The 19,190-nt window shown below is 41.1% G+C and carries 19 protein-coding genes; 7 read left to right on the plus strand and 12 right to left on the minus strand.

Annotated features, from left to right (window positions below):
* Positions 1-89 precede the first annotated feature (89 nt).
* Positions 90-293, minus strand: coding sequence for a hypothetical protein (locus tag JUI58_RS20035; protein WP_204105585.1), 204 nt, complete (start codon positions 291-293; stop codon positions 90-92).
* 126 nt (positions 294-419) lie between these two features.
* The gene (locus JUI58_RS20040; RefSeq protein ID WP_204105586.1) at positions 420-1,553 is read right to left on the minus strand and encodes a glycosyltransferase family 1 protein; all 1,134 of its coding nucleotides are present in this window, start codon (positions 1,551-1,553) and stop codon (positions 420-422) included.
* 208 nt (positions 1,554-1,761) lie between these two features.
* Between JUI58_RS20040 and JUI58_RS20045 the strand changes: the two genes are divergently transcribed.
* On the plus strand, positions 1,762-2,448 hold the full coding sequence (locus tag JUI58_RS20045) for a zinc metallopeptidase (RefSeq protein WP_204105587.1): 687 nt from the start codon (positions 1,762-1,764) through the stop codon (positions 2,446-2,448).
* A gap of 105 nt (positions 2,449-2,553) precedes the next feature.
* On the opposite strand, the gene JUI58_RS20050 is transcribed toward JUI58_RS20045, so the two are convergent.
* Positions 2,554-2,712: a hypothetical protein gene (locus JUI58_RS20050; RefSeq protein ID WP_204105588.1), complete on the minus strand. Its 159-nt coding sequence runs from the start codon at positions 2,710-2,712 to the stop codon at positions 2,554-2,556.
* Between the two features lie 84 nt (positions 2,713-2,796).
* A complete protein-coding gene (locus JUI58_RS20055; RefSeq protein ID WP_239121602.1) occupies positions 2,797-3,525 on the minus strand; it encodes a DUF433 domain-containing protein in 729 nt (242 codons plus the stop codon).
* A 13-nt stretch (positions 3,526-3,538) separates the two neighbouring features.
* Between JUI58_RS20055 and JUI58_RS27870 the strand changes: the two genes are divergently transcribed.
* Positions 3,539-3,715: a zinc metallopeptidase gene (locus tag JUI58_RS27870; protein ID WP_348539934.1), complete on the plus strand. Its 177-nt coding sequence runs from the start codon at positions 3,539-3,541 to the stop codon at positions 3,713-3,715.
* Between the two features lie 40 nt (positions 3,716-3,755).
* Here JUI58_RS27870 and JUI58_RS20065 read toward each other — a convergent pair whose 3' ends face one another.
* The 4 genes from JUI58_RS20065 to JUI58_RS20080 all read right to left on the minus strand — a co-directional run bounded on the left by JUI58_RS20065 (position 3,756) and on the right by JUI58_RS20080 (position 6,551).
* On the minus strand, positions 3,756-3,977 hold the full coding sequence (locus tag JUI58_RS20065; protein WP_204105589.1) for a hypothetical protein: 222 nt from the start codon (positions 3,975-3,977) through the stop codon (positions 3,756-3,758).
* 150 nt (positions 3,978-4,127) lie between these two features.
* Entirely contained in the window at positions 4,128-4,340 is a 213-nt protein-coding gene (locus JUI58_RS20070; protein ID WP_204105590.1) for a hypothetical protein, read from the minus strand.
* Positions 4,337-6,361 carry a hypothetical protein gene (locus tag JUI58_RS20075; protein WP_204105591.1) on the minus strand — a complete coding sequence of 675 codons (2,025 nt, stop codon included), beginning with the start codon at positions 6,359-6,361 and terminating at the stop codon, positions 4,337-4,339. Before JUI58_RS20075 ends, JUI58_RS20070 begins: the two co-directional genes overlap by 4 nt.
* A 49-nt stretch (positions 6,362-6,410) precedes the next feature.
* Positions 6,411-6,551, minus strand: a complete 141-nt coding sequence (locus tag JUI58_RS20080; RefSeq protein WP_204105592.1) for a hypothetical protein — start codon at positions 6,549-6,551, stop codon at positions 6,411-6,413.
* A gap of 347 nt (positions 6,552-6,898) precedes the next feature.
* Here JUI58_RS20080 and JUI58_RS20085 point away from each other — a divergent pair, with 347 nt between their 5' ends.
* Together JUI58_RS20085 and JUI58_RS20090 are read left to right on the plus strand one after the other, a co-directional pair.
* Positions 6,899-7,042, plus strand: coding sequence for a DUF2281 domain-containing protein (locus JUI58_RS20085; RefSeq protein ID WP_204105593.1), 144 nt, complete (start codon positions 6,899-6,901; stop codon positions 7,040-7,042).
* A gap of 209 nt (positions 7,043-7,251) precedes the next feature.
* A complete protein-coding gene (locus JUI58_RS20090; protein WP_204105594.1) occupies positions 7,252-8,217 on the plus strand; it encodes a DMT family transporter in 966 nt (321 codons plus the stop codon).
* A gap of 19 nt (positions 8,218-8,236) precedes the next feature.
* Here JUI58_RS20090 and JUI58_RS20095 read toward each other — a convergent pair whose 3' ends face one another.
* Positions 8,237-8,821, minus strand: coding sequence for a GNAT family N-acetyltransferase (locus JUI58_RS20095; protein WP_204105595.1), 585 nt, complete (start codon positions 8,819-8,821; stop codon positions 8,237-8,239).
* Between the two features lie 25 nt (positions 8,822-8,846).
* Positions 8,847-9,359, minus strand: coding sequence for an SET domain-containing protein-lysine N-methyltransferase (locus JUI58_RS20100; protein WP_204105596.1), 513 nt, complete (start codon positions 9,357-9,359; stop codon positions 8,847-8,849).
* Between the two features lie 428 nt (positions 9,360-9,787).
* On the opposite strand from JUI58_RS20100, the gene JUI58_RS20105 reads away from it, so the two are divergent.
* From JUI58_RS20105 to pcrA, 3 genes are all read left to right on the plus strand, one after another.
* Positions 9,788-11,107, plus strand: coding sequence for an AAA family ATPase (locus JUI58_RS20105; RefSeq protein ID WP_204105597.1), 1,320 nt, complete (start codon positions 9,788-9,790; stop codon positions 11,105-11,107).
* Positions 11,104-11,301, plus strand: a complete 198-nt coding sequence (locus tag JUI58_RS20110) for a hypothetical protein (protein ID WP_204105598.1) — start codon at positions 11,104-11,106, stop codon at positions 11,299-11,301. Before JUI58_RS20105 ends, JUI58_RS20110 begins: the two co-directional genes overlap by 4 nt.
* An 83-nt stretch (positions 11,302-11,384) precedes the next feature.
* A complete protein-coding gene (gene pcrA, locus JUI58_RS20115) occupies positions 11,385-13,712 on the plus strand; it encodes a DNA helicase PcrA (RefSeq protein ID WP_204105599.1) in 2,328 nt (775 codons plus the stop codon).
* 80 nt (positions 13,713-13,792) lie between these two features.
* On the opposite strand, the gene JUI58_RS20120 is transcribed toward pcrA, so the two are convergent.
* Positions 13,793-18,043, minus strand: a complete 4,251-nt coding sequence (locus JUI58_RS20120; protein ID WP_204105600.1) for a CHAT domain-containing protein — start codon at positions 18,041-18,043, stop codon at positions 13,793-13,795.
* 150 nt (positions 18,044-18,193) lie between these two features.
* Positions 18,194-19,138 (minus strand): MBL fold metallo-hydrolase, encoded by a 945-nt coding sequence (locus JUI58_RS20125; RefSeq protein ID WP_204105601.1) that lies wholly within the window; start codon positions 19,136-19,138, stop codon positions 18,194-18,196.
* Positions 19,139-19,190: the final 52 nt, after the last annotated feature.

The raw sequence follows: 19,190 nt of genomic DNA on the forward strand, positions 1-19,190 counted from the left end.
AGCTTAAAAAACGTAGTTCCCAAGAACTTAGGCTGGTCAACTATGGGCTTGGTTCAAGCCCCCGCTATACCCAAAGGGTTAGCGGTGGGTTATTGACAATAATCGAGTTCTTTCTCTTCGCGATCGCTTAACTTCAAGTCCTTCTGTTTGTTCAACAATGACTCAATTTTAGATTGAATCTCTTGAGAAGCACAAAAAATTGGAATTCCTTCCACCAGATCGATACTGACTGCGCTTTCTTTCGGAAAATTATCCGGTAGGCGTTCCAATTGCAAAGGTAGAGGAGTTGCCATAAAACTATAAGTTTAAATTTCAGTTCTATTTTACCAACTAAGATGCACTCACAGCGATCGCATTTGACTTGCTCTAAGTCATAAAAGGTCTACGGGCGCTCAAAATCCCGTGGACCTTTTGACCATTTACGCAGCCGTAGAAATAGATTCAGAATTAGCCACAGAACGATAATAGCCCTGTAACTGTCGAGTTGCCGCCGACCAGCCCCAACGTTCCGCCTCCTTGCGGGCATTGGCGCGGAGGGTTTCCCGTTCATCTTGGGCTGCTAATAGGCGTTTTGTTGCCGCGATCGCGCCATTGGCATCATTAGGATCGAACAAATAGCCATTAACGCCATCAGTGACGATATCGGGAATACCTCCAGAATTAGCCGCAACCACAGGACAACCCGCCGCCATTGCCTCTAAAACCACCAATCCTAGAGTTTCTGTGCGAGAGGTAAAGGCAAACGCATCTGACGACGCAAAAGCCGAAGCGAGTTCAAGTCCGTGTAAATAGCCCACAAAATTCGTCGGTGTACCCGCAAAATGTTTTTTCAAGGCTTCTCGGTGGGGACCATTGCCCACGATCGCCAGCCTCGCCCCTGGAATTGCCTCTAAAATAGGCTTAATCTGTTCTATTTCCTTTTCTGGGGAAACTCGACCCACATAGAGGAGGAGAGGGCGATCGGGATGACCTTGAGAGAGGCGATCGCGCATCTTAGCCGAGGCGAGATGGGGCTGAAACATCTCCGTATCAACCCCCCGTTGCCACAAGTCCAAACGTTCGATACCGTGACTGCGTAGCTCTTCCACCATTACCGAAGATGTACACAAATTCAACTGTGCTTGATTGTGTCCCGCTTTTAACAACTCCCACAAAAAGCCCTCCAAAGCCCCGAGACCGTAATGATGCAAGTATTGGGGTAAATGGGTGTGATAGGAAGCGACAAGGGGAATATTGAGCATTTTTGCATAATAAATTCCCGCCAGTCCTAACACTGCTGGGTTTACTACGTGAATTAAATCGGGTTTGAATTTTTCCAGTTGCTTGCCGATCGCGGGACGGGGAACCGCAATTTTTAATTCGGGATAGAGGGGAAGGGGAAACGAGGAAAGACCGTAAATTTTTGCGCCCTTGTATTCCTTGAGTCCACCTTGAGGACAAACCACCAAAACGCGATCGCCATTGCGTTCTAAGTGTTCGACGGTATGGCGCAACCGGGTGACAATGCCATCAACTTTGGGTAAAAACGTTTCTGTAAATAGTGCGATTCGCATACTTTAATTTTGGGATAGCGGGCTATTGGGTTGTTGTTTTTAAAATATTCATCGGGCGAAACCATCAATATCAATAGCAGCGATCGCGTCCGCAAACAAGACTTTTGGTTCGGTAATGTACGGTTTTCGAGAATTGGGAATTTTGTATAATTACAGAATATAACTCTGAATAAATTTACCCTTCGCGATCGCGGAGAAGCTCTCATTTATGTTTTTTCATTGGTCTTATTTACTCTTACTTCCAGGAATGCTGCTCATGTTCTGGGCGCAAAGTCAAGTCAAAGGAACTTATCGGAAATATTCTCGTATTCCTTCCAGTATGGGCATGACAGGAGCGCAAGTGGCACAGGAAATTCTCTCATCGATGGGAATTGAGAATGTTAACATCGAACCCATCCAGGGAGAATTAACCGATCATTACGATCCCAGAGCGAGTACAGTCCGCTTATCGGAGGGAATTTATAATTCTACCTCTCTGGCTGCGGCTGCGGTAGCTGCTCACGAATGCGGTCATGTTATTCAAGACCGTAAAGGCTATACTTTTATGAATGTGAGAGCCTCTCTTGTTCCTGCTGCCAATTTAGGCTCGCAACTTGGACCTGCTTTAATTGTTATCGGCATTGTTTTAAGTTTTTTAGGGGGGATTTCTTCGATATTTATTAATATCGGTATCTTCCTTTTTGCTGCTGTCATTTTGTTTCATCTCGTTACTTTACCTGTTGAATTTGATGCTTCTCGTCGTGCCTTAAAATTAATCGACCAACTCGGTATTTTACAAGGTGAGGAAAATAAAGGCGCAAAAGCAGTCCTGCAAGCAGCAGCATGGACTTATGTTGCGACTGCTGTTTATGCAGTCTTGCAACTGGCTCAATTGATTTTAATGTCGCGTCGTTAATTCGGGAAATTAGTTTGCGATCGGGTGGGCATTGCCCACCCGATTTTTTATATTTTTGTTTTGAGTTAAAAATGCGATCTCGATTAATATTTAGAGGGGAAAAATTTAAGTGTTGATTTCGTCAAGTAAGTCTGTAGCAGTTTTCCAAGCAGATACTCTACCATCTTTATAGACTTTAGCAATAAATGGAGCAGGATTTTTTTCGATAAACTTCAACATTTTAGGCAAAGCCTCCCGAAAGGCGATCGCCATGGATTTCAACATTAACACCTGTAGCTCTTAATATTTCTGGAACAGTATGTTTTCCCAATGAGCGATCGACAAAAAACGTTATTTTAGACTCTTTACTCATGCAGCAATAAGAGGATTTTCAAAGCGAATCACTTCTTTTATTTTGTCGATGTTACAGTCATAATCATAAGCGAGTAATTCGTGAGAATCTCCAGCACGAAATCGCTCGATAATAATATCCGTTGGAATACCCGTTCCTGCAATCGTCATTTTACCAAAGGCAATACGAGGATCGATAACAACGACGCGAGGATTGTTTTCTTCATGTTTTCGGGTAAAGGGATAAAGTTTAATCGCTAAACCGCTATCATCTGTTTCTATCCGTTGTATCTGAATATTTAATGTCTTTGTAAGTTCGGTTTTCCTTGTTTGAGAAGCATCAATCAGAGAACTATAATACTCGACAAATAAATCTACTCCGTCAGTATAAAACTTACGATGAGCAAGAGGATGAGGGATTTTTAATTCCTCGTTTATATAATCCAGTGCTTTTCTAACCTTTTCTAAGTTAATTCTCTGATGTTGTCGAATTGCTCTTAAAACATGAATTTCAACTAGGTTAATAAAAGTTAGAAGTAAATATTTCTTCCCTTTGCTTTCAGTTACTTTACTTTCAATTAAAGGACGAAATTGTTTGTTTCGTTTTTTTCCCTCAGTGACTCGATATTTACGCCCAACTGTCCAAGATCGAATAGTCGAAGCAGGAATTTTTAAGTAGCGTGCTGCATCCCCAGCAGAGTAACTGGGGATATTGCGCGGATCTTTGCCACCATAAATATCAATCATTGCGATCGCCGTTGTGTATAGTATCTGTATTGTAAATCAATCTGAGAAGATTGTGCGATCGCCTAACTCATCTAAAAATCATCATGCGATCGCAAAATCAGTCTTGCAAGCGGCAGCATGGACTTATGTTGCAACTGCTGTTTATGCTGTTTTACAACTGGCTCAATTGATTTTAATATCGCGTCGTTAATTCGGGAAATTAATTCGCGATCGGGTGGGCATTGCCCACCTTATTTTTTGTTTTCATGATTCTCTAAGCCTAACTCTTTTTTAACTTCCTCTAAAGATAAGATCGGCAAATTTTCCTCATCTTGTTTTGCTTGTCTTAAATCGTTTAAATCTTCCCAATCTTCAAGTATTTCTTGAATAGCTAAATATTCTTCATAAGGAAGAACAGCAAAAAATTTTGTGCCATTTTGACTTAAAAAATTGGGATGGAGTTCGATCGCCATTTTAATAACCTCTAAATTTAAGAATAGGCTTTGTTACGGTGTTTGATACGATATTAGAACTAGGGAGCGAGACGCTCCCACTACAATATCTGATAATGATTGTTAAATTGGTTAAATTTATAATTTATTTGTCTATTCAGCAACTTTTGATTAATGAATGAAACCGATGCGATCGAAGGGATAAAAACGCAGAATTAGTTGACCTTGAATAGTTTTGCGGGGGACAATTGCGCCAAAGGTTTCTAAGTTAGGATAATCGGGATTATTACCGATGACATAATACTCATCAGCACCGAGGGTAATTCGCGCTTGTTTGAAGTTTAAAGGCACTTTCGATAGCGCGATCGCGCACGGGTTTATCATTGAAAATAATTCGACCTTGATGGTAAATGAATCTCTTTTGCTAAATATTCCCGCAATTTATCGTGATAAAAGCGATAACTACCTCCCGATTGTTTTAAGATGCCAAGATGACTGGCTTCATTGAGAAATTTAGCATAATTCCACGGCATTCGACCCCGACGAAATAAAACCCACCGTAGGGCAAAATGCTGAATTAATGCTGTTCCCCCTCCGGCATAAAATCCAATTACAACTCCGTTTCCTACTCCTAGAATTACCGCTTCGGTGAGATTTATTTCTTGTCCTGTTGCTAAATTTGGGACAATGAACATTAATGGCGAAAGAGGCAGGGCTAAACCAATCGTAATTAAGGTTTTAATTGCGGTTTCCCAGATACCTTGATTGGGTTTTGTTCTAACTTTTAGATCGGCCTTCAGCCCTTCAATCAGCCCGACAATCAGCCCGACAATCAGCCCGACAATCAGCCCTCCAATCAGCCCGACAATCAGCCCTCCAATCAGCGATTGTCTAATTCCTCGCTTAATTCCTCGCTTAATTCCTCGCCAAGAAAGGTCGAGGGCTTCTGTTAATTCAATAGAGTCTAGCCCTCCAATCAGCCCTCCAATCAGCCCTTCAATCAGCCCGACAATCAGCCCTTCAATCAGCCCGACAATCAGCCCGACAATCAGCCCGACAATCAGCCCGACAATCAGCCCGACAATCAGCCGATAGCGCCGCCATTGCTGTTGATTCTCTAACCAAGTCGGTTGTAAACCTTCAATCAAAAACTCTCGTTGATTAATCCCTTTCCGTTCCATACTCGCCGCCAACCACGCCAAATAACGCCTTGCGTCTTCCAGTTTATAATGCTCGAGTTGCCCAGAACTTGACCGTCGAGAGGGGTTGAGCTTGCATTGTAAAAACTTATCAAAAAGTCGCTCTTGGCAAGCCTCAGAGTCTTCTGGGGCATCCTCCGGCAATTCGTGAGGGTAGGCGATGGGGATTAAATTCAATAACATCGGAGTTCGCGCCAATGTCATAAACCCTTGATGAATCTGCAACTCTTCCCATAACTCTGCTGCATGGCGCTGTATTAAATAGTCCTTGATTTGTTCATCACTCAATGCACACAGCCTCACCGCGCGATTCATTTTCCGCAAGCGAAGGCGTTGGGACTTTTCCTCCCCATTTTTAACCCCTTCCTTCTCCTCCTCCGTCACCTTGCGATAATCTTGAATGCGGCAACAAATGACCAAATCCGGCTGATGCTGATAATCTTCTTGGAGTGCATCGATCGCCAGTATCGCCTCCTTAATGCCATCACTCCCCAATTCATCCAAACCATCCAACAACGGCACCACCTTATCCCGTTGCAACCACTCCTTACAAAGGGGCAAATTTAAGCCATAGCGCCCCTGCATCTGTTCCGCCATCCAATCTAACATTGGCTGCCCTCGCCACGCAGAAAGCTCAAAAATCACTGGGATAGGCTGTTGAGGATCTGCCGCTTTTTCTCCCAAACTCTGCGCTAATCTCAGAAGTTCCGTCGTTTTACCGCTTCCTGGTTCCCCCAAAATCAATAAACGGCGATCGGCTTCCTCAAAAACCTCTAAAATCGGCTTATCGATCGCCAATTCTTTCCTCTCTTCTGTTTCTAAATTCTCCACTTCTCGCCGTCTCTCAAGCCCAGGGAAAGCGCTAACAATTCCCATCGGTGCAGGTGCATCCTGATGAGAAAGGGAAATATAGCGATCGCGATCGAGGGACATTTTGAGGCGATCGTTAATAATCCTCTGATTTTCCTGCCAAAAATCCTCCCGTAACTCTTTCTCAGAAATTGTTTCCGCATTCAACAATTCTGGACCCACCACCACGATCGCCGCAAAAACCAACGCCCCACCAAAAACCACAAAACCTGGCACTTCCTCTAGAAGTGATGCCAACTCTGGCATTTGATTGACAAAATAAGGATAGAGAACAAAAGCCAACGCTACAAAAGCCAAACGCGCATAACGGAAAAAGCGATTTTCTTTTTTCGACATCACACCACAACTCAACACGCCACTTTTAATTTACCTTTATTCTCACAATTCAGTCAAAAAAACCTGCTGATAGCTGCCTTATGCTGCTCTTTTGAGAATTGGCGATCTTCACTGGATCTCCAATCAGGGGATTGAGGAGAGAAGCAAGAATTAAAATGGCGATCGCCTCATTGGTTATCTGCCCATTCATATTTAAAATCGTGTATTATCCCTAAGTTCATTATTAGCCCATCCTGCGATCGCCTAAAATACTTTAAACACGAAACAACGTCTCGATGCGTTGCGGTGATTGATTTAGCGGCGATTCCTCAACTCTTAGATTGCGATCGCCTTGCTTGCAGAGTTTTCCCTGTTATGGCTTTTTGTTGAGCGTGCGATCGCGGTATGTTCAATCAATACGAGGGTGCATCTCAAAGGGATTTAGGAAGCTAGGGAGCGAGACGCTCCCACTACAATACATAATAATTGAGGTAGTGCGAGCATCTTGCTCGCTGTTTTTACATTTTTACTACAATACATAATAATTGAGGAAAGAAAATGACAATTGAAGCGACTATTTTAAAAAACATTGAAAATTTGCCAGAATCAGTCAAGCAAGCTGTTTTGCTTTATACTGAGTTCTTGGCAAGTCAATACTCAAAACAAAAAATAGAGCCAGAGGAAGAAATTGTTTCAAACTAACAAGTCAATCAATCCTAACTCAAGATACTTGGGAAAATTATGCTAGGATGCACTTACAACAATATGTAAGATTAGGGAATTGAGATTGCGATCTGAAAGCGGGCAGTATAAAAGCGATAGATATCGAGGGGGAAATGTCCAAATTAGTGTTATATAGAGTATAAAGAAACCCTGTTTAGCAAAACAATTGAGTATATCAAGATAAATTGATGTCACAAGAGAAAACATCTTTTCCATTAGAATCAACTGTTCCCTTTGCATCAAGCAATAACACGACAATAGCCTTAATTGCTGTTTTTGCTTCTCTTATCCTTTATGCTTGTATTCCTATTTTGCTCAAGATTAGTGAAAGCGATCTGACTGCCAATGCAACAATATTTAATCGTTGCTGGATCGCAACTGCAATGTTAGGATGTTGGAATATCATATCAGGGATCAAAAAACAATCTTTCACCGTTCAAGTTTTCCCGAGCAATTTCTCAAATACGTGGTTTTTATTGTGCCTGCTTGGAATATTTTCTGTTGGACATTTCTTACTCTATGCGCGATCGCTAACTCAAACCAGCGTTGCTAATTCGGAAGTTTTGCACAGTCTCACACCATTATTCACAACATTCATTGGCTGGATGTTTCTGGGTCAACAATTCGATCGCCGATTTCTTCTCGGAATTGCGATCGCGATTGGGGGTTCGATTATTTTAGTTGCTAATGACTTCTCAATAGCTCTTAATAAGTTACAAGGTGATGAATTAGCTTTAGTTTCCGCTATTTTTTGGGGTGGATGTTTGTTGATTTTGGAAAAATTACAAACCCAATTAAATCCGATTATAATAACGACTTGGAACGAATTAATTGGGAGTATTTGTTTGCTCCCAATCCTATTAATTGGTGGAGATAATCTCATTCCGACCTCTGGAAAAATATGGGCAATTCTGACTGCAATGGGAATCATTGGTATTTTTGCTAGAATTCTGATAACTTATAGCCTCAAACAGCTATCTTCAGGATTAGTTGCCATAATATTGTTACTACATCCAGCGATTACAGCAATTCTTGCTTGGGTCATTTTTTCAGAATTTTTTAGCCTAACCAATTTTTTAGGATTCACTATCATTTTACTTGGAGTATACTTGACAACACTGAGTAAGGTAGGAATAAAAAAAGGAGAAGATTAACGGCTTTTTTAATTAATTTTCATCGATCTATCCATGTTTCTTGGGTGACTTCCATCAAGACCATATCTGTTATATCTCCGTTTGGCATCGACCAAGAATCAGTCATAATTTCTCTAATTATAAATCCTAGCTTTTTACCTATATTAATTGAACTTTTGTTTGATAAGAGAATTGTTGCTCCAATAGTTTGAAGATGTAACTCGGAAAATGCGTACTTAACCATTCGCTTTAATGCTAATCTTCCATAGCCTCCCTTTCTATGTTTTCGATCGAGAATCGCCACGCCAATTTCAGCAGTTAACAAACTCATATTCACCCCTTTTAAGACAACGTATCCAATGGGAAAACTTTCTAAGTCCAAGTAAATTCCCAATATTACAGGTTGACTGAGTTGAGAATAAGGGAGAACAAAAGCAGAAATATTTTTGATAAATTCTTCTGTATCTTTAATTTCAAAAAAAGTATTCCAACCCATTAAATCTATTAGGCTTGGATCTCGAGCAAGTAGAATTAAGTGTTGAATATGCCGATCGCTCATAGGGGTTAAGAAAATCCTTGATCCTGTTGCTTTATGAGTTTGTTCTAACAGTATATTATTGTTCATTATTTTATCTCTTTAATCTAAAAAATTACACCCAAGAAGATGATTCATACTCCTTAAAGTCAGTATAAAATAAAAGAATTTCCTCACTCAAATTAATTTCATTTAAAGCAATTAAATGCGACCAGTTCCCCTTATCATTTCTAACCCAATTAACCTTTGCATTAGGCTGATTTGAATGATTGCAGAGAGTCGCGAGTCCTAGCACAAAATAACCGCTTACAGGCCAATTATGAACATAGCCATCGGGGTTAACAAAACAATATTGAAAGAGTTCTGTTGGCTTCAAGAGTTCTCGCGTTTTTTCAGAAATGGCGATCGCAGGAGCAATTTCAATGATTTCACCAGCTTGAATAGATTGCGTTGCAATTACTATTTTTCCTTTTGAGGGATGCTGGGAGATTGCGATACAGCTTGATAAGTCAACCATAGTAGTAAAGAGATGTAAGATACCACTAATAACAATAATAGAATAGCATTTTTTTCTCAAGGTAAACACATCTAATTTGGTATAAATTGTAACTGCAAAAAATACACTCATTTCAATTTGTCCTAAAACTGAACAGCAAAAACAGTTGATTTGTTCTATTTAGCCTGATTATGGTATATTATAAATAGCTTTTGAGAAAAATTGGGAGCAAATTATTTTGGTAACATCAATAAATCTCGATACGCTTATCATTATTTAGATGAAGACTCAATTGAGATTAATTGCCATGCGATCGCAAGAAGAAATGCAAAATAAAGTTGAGTTTTTGAGTGCTTGGGGAGAAGAATAGCGATCGCTATTTTGATACATTCGTTTCTATTTTGGAGATAATGGCGATCGAGTGCGATCGGTGGATCGATTTGCGCTATTATAGATATGCCGTAGACTATTATTTAGTAAGAATAAGTGAAATTGTATTTTCATTCTATTCTCTTGAGTTTATTTATTTTTGATAGTAACTAAATTATGGAGCAAAAAACATGATTACTGAAATCCAAGTTAAAAACTTTAAAAGCTATAAATCCGGAGTTTTACCTTTTGCCTCTTTAACTGTTTTGATTGGGGCAAATGCGTCAGGAAAAAGTAACATTATCGAAGCTCTAAGATTACTCGCAAGAATTGCTACAGGAGAACGACTGAGTTTGCTTGGTGATACTCATAAACAGAATGAAAGTCCGTTTAGAGGTGAAATTGATAATCTTGGGTATCGGGGAGCAAAATCTTTTCAAATCGCTTGCAATATCAACACTCAAGACTTTAAAGGCTGGAATCACTTTGAAATCGATCTAGAGCTTGGTAATGATGGAAATATTCATGTTATCAAAGAAAAAATTACAGACCCAATATCAACTGTTCCTTTATACCAAATTAGTAGCGAACCTCAAGGGGTAGGGAGTGATGTTGAAGTAGAATATAATAATTTTGCGGGTGGTGGTAGAAGACCCAAAATTGTATGCAGTAGCCACATGGCAATCTTTACTCAGCTATTAAGTGACATTCGTTTTCGTCAAGAAAATCCAGAAAGCCGAGAAAAAATTCCTCGAATTACCGAGAGTTATGTAAATTGGTTAAGTAGTATTGTTTTTCTTGAGCCAGAACCTCATGCAATGCGTTCCTATAGCTATAAAACCGATTGTTTGCTAGATAAACATGGAGAAAATCTGTCTGGAGTTCTCTATAATCTTTCCCAAAACCCAACTATTAAAGCAGAGATATTAGAATTTGTCAGAAGTCTTCCCGAACAAGATATTGAAGATATTGATTTTATTGAAACCTCTCGCGGGGAAGTAATGTTAAAGTTAACTGAAACTTTTGGAGGGATTTCCACTGCCTATGATGCCACAAATCTATCAGATGGTACACTACGAGTTTTATCAATTGCAGCCGTTCTATTTTCGGCTTCAGAACAAAGTATTGTTGTTATTGAAGAAATTGATAATGGAGTACATCCCAATCGAGTAGAGGGTTTGCTAAAACGCATTTCTAATATTGCAAAATTGCGCCATTTACGAGTTTTGATTAGCAGTCATAATCCAGCATTACTTGATGCTTTACCGGATGAAGCTATTCCAGAAACTGTCTTTTGCTATCGCAGTCCTGATGATGGTTCGAGTAAATTAGTCCGATTACAAGATATCACAGATTACCCCGAATTGATTGCCCAAGGTACTGTTGGACATTTGATGACACAGGGTTTATTAGAAAAGTTTGTGAAATATCATCCCGGAAGCGAACAGAAGAAGCAAAAAGCAATGGAATGGCTGGCTTCTCTTCGTCAAGAAATGAAGATTAGTGTATGAAAAAAGTGGCAATTGTTGATACTTCTATTTTCTGTAATTTTCTCGATATCCCCAATATGAATAGCTCCAGAGAGGAAGTATTCAAAGAATTTACAAGGCTTGTTAAAAATGATACATCATTTCTTTTGCCGATGGCCACTGTTTACGAAACAGGCAATCATATTTCTCAATTGAGTGCTTGGGGAGAAGAATAGCGATCGCCTCTCCCATGAGAATTTAAGGAAACGCGATCGCAATACAATATAATCAAACTACCCCTTTCCCTGCAAAACTCCCCATGAGTGCCAATTCCAACTTTCTCTCCCACCTCAACCCCTCCCAACGTCAAGCCGTCGAACACTTTGAGGGACCCCTTCTGGTGGTTGCAGGAGCCGGATCGGGGAAAACTAGAGCATTAACCTATCGTATCTATCATCTCATTAACGAACATCGCGTCGCACCGGAAAATATATTTGCTGTTACTTTTACCAATAAAGCCGCACGAGAAATGAAGGATAGGATCGAACGCTTATTTGCTCAAAAACTAGCGTTTGATAAATACCAAAAACCTCTTGATTCTCTCACACCAGAAGAGCAAGTTCTCCTTAAATCTAAAGTTTATCGTCAATATACAAAACCGCTTTGGGTTGGAACTTTTCACAGTCTTTGCGCTCGCATTCTGCGCTATGATATTAACAAATATCAAGATGAAAAAGGCAGAACTTGGCAACGAAATTTTACTATTTTTGATGATTCCGACGTGCAGAGTGTTGTTAAAAATATTGTTGTCAAACAACTCAATTTAGATGATAAAAAATTTGAGCCTCGCAGAGTGCGCTATGCCATTAGTAATGCTAAAAACTTGGGATTATCTCCAGAAGAATTTCAAAGAGAAAATCCTGATTATCGAGGACGAATTATTTCTGAAGTTTATAATGAATATCAATCTCAGTTAGCAGCCAATAATGGTCTAGATTTTGACGATCTGATTTTAATTCCCGTTCGCCTTTTTCAACAAAATCAAGCAGTTTTAGACTATTGGCATCGACAATTTTATCATGTTTTGGTGGACGAATATCAAGATACTAATCGCATTCAATACGATTTAGTGCGTTTATTGTCCATGAATGGAGAAGAGAATAAAAAGAACTGGAATTGGCAAAAACGCTCTACTTTTGTTGTCGGGGATGCAGATCAATCGATCTATTCTTTTCGCATGGCAGATTTTACCATTCTCTTAGGATTTCAAGAAGATTTTGGCGATGGTTTGACAGATGCTAAAACTAAAACAATGGTGAAGTTAGAGGAGAATTATCGATCGCGGGAAAATATTCTCTTAGCGGCTAATGCTTTAATTGAAAACAATACGCAACGGATCGATAAGGTCCTGAAAGCAACCCGAGGAGAAGGAGAAAAAATATGTATCCATAAAGCCGATGACGACCAAGGAGAAGCGCAATTTGTGCTGCGACAACTGCGACGACTAACCCAAGAAAATCCCGAATTAGATTGGGGGAGTTTTGCAATTTTATATCGCACCAATGCCCAATCTCGTGCCTTTGAAGATGTCTTAAGGACGGAAATCCCTTATACTATTGTTGGCGGTTTGAAGTTCTACGATCGCAAGGAAGTTAAAGATGCGTTGGCATATCTCAGGGCGATCGCAAATCCTGCCGATACTGTTAGTTTATTGCGTATTATTAACACCCCTTCTCGCAGAATTGGCAAGGCAACCATTGAAGGTTTAGTTAAAGCCGCACAAGAATTAGGAGTCCCTTTATGGGAAATTCTTAGTGATGAAACTTCAGTGAATACATTAGGAGGACGGGCAGCAAAAGCGATTAATAAGTTTGCAACAACGATTAAAACCTATCAAGAACAAATAGAACAATTAGATGCTTATCATATTTTAGATGGTATCATGAAAGATTCAGGTTATGTGCAAACATTACAAGATAAAGGCACAGAAGAAGCCAGTAATCGCATCGAAAATATTCTCGAACTGGGTAACGCTGTCTTACAATTTCAAGCAGATAATGACGAGAAAGATTTACCTTCATTTTTAGCCAATGCTGCCCTTGCTTCCGATTTAGATAACTTAGACGATGGACAAGAAGTCGTTTCTTTGATGACCTTACATTCCGCCAAAGGTTTAGAATTTCCCGTCGTTTTTATGGTAGGATTAGAACAAGGATTACTCCCCAATGCTAGAGCCATGCGCGATCCTGCGGGTTTGGAAGAAGAGCGCCGTTTGTGTTATGTTGGGATTACTCGGGCGCAAGAACAATTGTTCATTACCCATGCACAAGAACGCTATTTCTGGGGATCGAAAGAACACTGTATTCCGTCACAATTTCTCGAAGAATTACCCGAAGATTTAATCGATCGCAATGTCAAAATTACCCCTTCCTCTCGTCGCAAAAAGAAAACCGCGATCGCCATTTCCAATGATTCTCTAACTGAAATTTGGCAAGTTGGCGATCGGGTGTTACATAATACTTTTGGAGAAGGAGAAATAACTCATGTTTTCGGTACGGGAAAAAAGACCAATATTGCCATTAAATTTCCCCAACTCGGGCAGAAAATTATCGATCCTAAAGTTGCCAGGTTGGAAAGGTTGCCTTAGTTAATCTCTCCTTTTATTACTCCTACAAAAAGAGAAAAGCCTCACAAAAAACCTCCAGTTTTTCTCCTTTCCTTGCAGAATTACCAAGGGCTACCGATAGTAGTAAATCCTCCCCAGTAGTAAGGATGGCTCAAACTGCGATCGTTTAGAGAAGCCAATGGGGGAGGGAGGGGATAATTCCCTGTAGGAGTGACTAATAAGCCATCTTCAATGCGGGTTTCTCCTCGCAACAAGGCTAACTGAGCTTGTCGTAAGGCTTCGGACTTAATGGGAACTTGCTGCAATTTTTCATAGAAACCCGTCATTAATCCCAAAGTTCCTATATCACTAACATACCAGAGACTGCCCATGGCCGATTTTACTCCTGCCAAAACCGCAAACCCTGCAAAGCCTAATTCTGCTTCTGCATCCCCCAAAGCCGTGCGACAAGCACTTAAAACCAACAGATCGACGGTAGAACGATTTAGCTCTAAAGTTCGTAACTTATCAAGAGTCAACCGTTCGTTCCACAGTTGAATATAGGAATTTTTCGGCATTCCTGGTCGAAATTCCCCATGAGTTGCCAAGTGAACAATACTGTACTTTTGAGTGCTTCTCGCTTTTTTGAGATTTGCTGCTGTAAAGTCTTCATTGAGGAAAGATTCCCCTTGCCAAAGGAGTTCGCGAATGGTTTCCAACTCGAAAGGGACTCCAGGTAAAGATTCAAGATCGCTAAAATGCTCTGCTCCCATGGCCAGCACCCGATCGCCGCGAATATCCCGATACTGGGTATCCGTGAGGGACAAACTTGGCATCATGCCCACACTATAGTCCTCGATCAGAAAGCGATCGCCGCTATGGAGTGCGGAGAGAGGGATGGAACGTAAACCCGCATCGACAATAAAGGCAAGGTTATTAATCCCTCTCTCCTGTAAATCTTCTTTTAAAGGAGAAATTAGCCATTGATATAATTGTTGAGCAGAAGAGAGAAAACTTTGCACTCGGCGAGGATTGGTAACATGGCGACGGAAATCATAAACTTCTTGTTTCACTTTTGCTCGAGTTGCTTCGGGGATATGATAGCGAATGACTTCACCTTTTCCTGTAACCAGAACGAGATATAGTTGATCCGTTGGTTGAGATTCTTCCAAGCGCACGATAAAGGTTTCTGGATTGGCATTAAAGAAGCGATTGAACTCCCAAATCGGTGTTTGTTCTGCCTCGTTTCCTAGGGTAGAAGATTGAAAAAAGGCATAAATCAGAGCGGGTTTAAAATCTGTTAGTTCTTCAATATTGCGAAGCGTATCTTGTGCTTCGGCAAGGGTGAGAATATCAACTTTCTCTAGTCCGAAAAAGTCTTCATAAATATTCGTCACTGATTCTTCGAGAAGTTTTAAATCGAATGCAAATTCTTCTCTTTTAGTAAATAGAATCGGATTAAAATCAGGGGTAGCGATCGCATCAATAGTTTTATTGTCTTCCTCAAAAGCAGTGCTAAAGGAAATAATATTTTCCACAATAACTGGAGTGCTGGAGGAAATAATATTTTCCACAATATTCGCGGGAGGAATCACCAAGGACACACTACTCTGATTATTCGTTAAGTCAAGATCTTCTCCCACTAAAGTTATATTATCTGCCAAACTCAATAGCGTTCCCGTTGCATCGGGAGCGATCGCGGTAGTAAATGTTAAAGTTGCATTGGTATCTTCGGCGATCGTGTTGAAACTGCCATCGAGATTGCCAACGCTCCAAATTCCTGTCATAGGATCGTAAGTTCCTACTGAAGCTAAAACATTAGTGATTTGAATTTCAGTTGGGAATTGTGTTGCTAAGGAAATGTTCCCTACTGCATCAAAACCATTGTTATTTAAAGTAACTACAAAAGTAACCGAACTTCCTGGAGTGGGAGTAGGATTGCTAACCGTCCAATCCACCGCCAGATCCGCAGTCACTTCCACCGCACCGATATCGCTGTTTCCCCCTCGAGTTAATCCCCTTTGATCCGTCCCATTGACAGCATTGCCAGCATCGATCGCCGGACTATTGGGGAGAGGAACGTGAGTTTGCAGGGAACTGCCATAATTACCGAGGGGAGAAAGTTGCGGATCTGCCTCAAGAATATCGCTTCCCCCTACCCCAGATATATTGGCAGCACTACCGAAAAGATTATTCCCATTACTATTAATTGTTGCGATTCCAAGAGCCGCAGTACTGTTAGCTTGACTGCCATTATTACCAGCAAGAATGGTATTTTTGACATTGACGATCGCACTGGCGAATAATATATTAGATTGATTGAATATTCCGCTTCCATTACTGGCAGAATTATTGGTAATGGTACTATCATTAATATTGACTGTTGCCGTTCCTAAAAGAGCGGTGATATTGGCAACACCTCCCCCATTTCCCAAAGCAGAATTTCCCGATATTGTACTATTATTAATATTGACTGTGGTATTACTCAAAATGTTGGAGTTGAATATTGCGCCACCGTTTCCCGTTGACACATTTCCCGACAGGGTACTATTATTAATGCTCACCGTCCCTTGGTTATAAATTGCGCCCCCAGAACTGGCATTTCCATTCGTTAAGGCTAAATTATTGAGAGTTAAATTTGCACCATTATCAATCTCGAAAAAGCGAAAATTGGAGCCAGAACTGCGGGTAATGGTATGCTCAAAACCATCAACTAGCAGATTATTCCCTCCGTCTGCAAGAATCGTGGGTAAACCATTTTCTCCTCCTCCATGATTGCTGGTAATAGCAATATCATTAGCCAGGCGAATAGTATCGCTTTCACCGTTACTATTAGCGGTATTAATATGGTTAAGTAACTCGGTTTCATTACTGGCGGTAAAAACTGCTAATTTCCCTTCATAAGTTGCTAATGTTTCGGCTTGAAAGGCAAGAGAAGCATCAATCTCTCCTTGGTGATACTCTAAAATCCAATCCCCCCCCAAAGCGGCACTTCCAGTTAAGTTAGTGGAAGCTGCAATATCGGCTCCCGTTGCTTGGGCAAGATTGTACATCAGTGCTTCCCCAGCCTCTCCAAGGGCGGTAAAGCAACTGTAGAGTAAAATATCAGCAGTATCGCTAAAAGCACCCGACCATGATTGTAATTGAGTTTGGTATTGTTCGATATTTTCGTGACTAACAAAAGTATTGCCTAACCAAAACTCTCCTTTATTTCCTTCTGCGACAATGTGAAGTTCATCCACACTTCTACCTTCTGCGGCGATCGCCTCTAAGCGATCGGCGATCGCCCCTAACCCATTTTCTTCCCGCATCACCACAAAAGAAGTCGTTCCTGGTTTACCTCCATACAAAAAATCCTGATAGTTGGCCACAGTTTCGTCAATGGCTACATAAGCGAGGGGATCGCGATGATTTTGGGGAAATATTGTCACAGTGGGGGCGCTTTTGCTCCCGTCTCCCGTGCGGAGGAGATCGGCATTGCTGGGAGTCACCCCCCGAACCGCCGCCAAATTAACCGTTTCGGCAAAAACTGACCCCATGATGCTGACGGTTCCCGCTTCAATTTCGATGCGAGAGGGGTCGATCCTCGTTACTTCCTTTACTTCTGGTGTTGTCAACAAACGCGGCAGATCGAAAGGGGTGATACCTTTTGTGATTGCTTCGGCAGGGAGTTCCACACTTAAAAGCATTCCTTTTTGGGAGAGGCGCACCAAACTCGTTCCAGGGACTGCTGCGAGGGTAATATTCCCCTCTGGAGCGGCGATCGCCCCAGAATTGACCACGGTACCGCCAATGAGGGCTAAATTTTCCCCCCGAGGAACTTCTAAATTGCCCGCATTAATAATAGCTCCTGGCTTCTCACTCAGGAAAGCAAATTCATTGGGGGTACCGATCAAATTTTGATAATTATTCTCTCCTTCAGCATTAAACCAACCCCCTGCAAAACCGATTCTATCTGCCGTTGTTGCAGTAAAACTACGAGGAACATCCAAACTAGCATTCCTACCAAAAACGATGCCCGCAGGATTCATCAAATAGAGGTTAGAATTGCCTCCTGTAACACGAATTAAGCCATCAATAATTGAGGGATTTCCTCCGGTTATTCGTCCGAGAATGTTCTCAATATTGGGTGTAGAAAGAAAGTTAGCAATTTCCCCAGCACTGAGTCCAAATTCTTGAAAACTGTGGAATAAATTCCCCTCAACCTGACTTCCTCCTTCAATGTAGGAAATTGACCCATCTTTTCTCACTGTCGTTCCCGTCCCATCTGAAGTAGAAGTAATCTCTCCGGCCAACATCGATCGAGACTGAGAGTCTAAAAAGGGATAATATAAGAGAGGAATTAAAAAGTAATGTAGTTTTTTAAATTTCATTTTTTCGCGACTATTTTTCAAGTCTTAAAAATATACAAATGCACTGCACCCCATTCTTTATATCTTAATTAGTATACACTAGCGGGCATCTTCTGCCCGCTAGTGTATAAATGCGTAAGTCCTATTTAGATTTAATTTATTCTTGGTTTTCTACTGCCGCGATCGCGATAAATCTGCGTAAACAATTCGCAAAAATTGTTCAGGTTTGAGGAAACCATTCCCCCAAGTTGGGTCAAAATCAGCCGTCGGATCTGACGCAAGAAACTCTTCCACCGACATCCCGGCCAAGATCGCCGTAGTGACGCGATCGCGCACCGCTAACAGCATATTACGATAGCTGATCAGTTCGCTACGATTGGAGAGGGAACCGTGACCTGGTATTATTTTCGTGCGATCGTCCACAATTTGCAATAATTTTTCTACGGCTGCCAATACCCCATTAATTGATCCCTCACTATCAATATCAATGAAGGGATAATCGCCATTAAAATAAATATCTCCCGTGTGAATGATATTTGCATCCCGAATGTGAATTATAGAATCACCATCGGTATGAGCAAAGTCAACGTGCAAGGCAGAAATTTCGTTATCGTTGAGATAAAAAGTAACCGTATCGTTAAAGGTAATCGTCGGTAGTGCGACTGCTGGAGAAGCAGGAAAAGTGCGATCCAAAGTTTCCACAAATTGTTCTGTACTCATCCGTTCCCGCACGTTATCATGGGCAACAATAACGGTACCTGCACGACCTAAATTTTCATTCCCTCCTGTATGATCGCTGTGCCAATGGGTATTAATCACAAAACGAATCGGGCGATCGCTAATAGCGGCGATCGCTGCCATGACTTTCTCCGATAAGGGCGCATATTCGTCATCAATGAGAAAAATACCATCTTTCCCCACCAACAAGCCCAAATTGCCGCCTACACCCTGTAACATATAGATGCCATCCTCAACGGGAATCGTTTTAATTTCAGCATTTTCAAAGTCCTGCGCTAACAGAGGAGAAGCAGCGATAAAAATAGCACCCAAATTGACCAAGGCGATCGCACACTTCTGAAAAAGTTGTCGGGAAAATTGACGTGGTAATAAATTCATAACCGATCCTGAAAAGTTTACGGGACATTGACCCGAAAACTACCACGATGAC

It is taken from the genome of Spirulina sp. CCY15215 (assembly GCF_016888125.1).
In the GTDB taxonomy this organism is placed as follows: Bacteria; Cyanobacteriota; Cyanobacteriia; order Cyanobacteriales; family Spirulinaceae; genus CCY15215.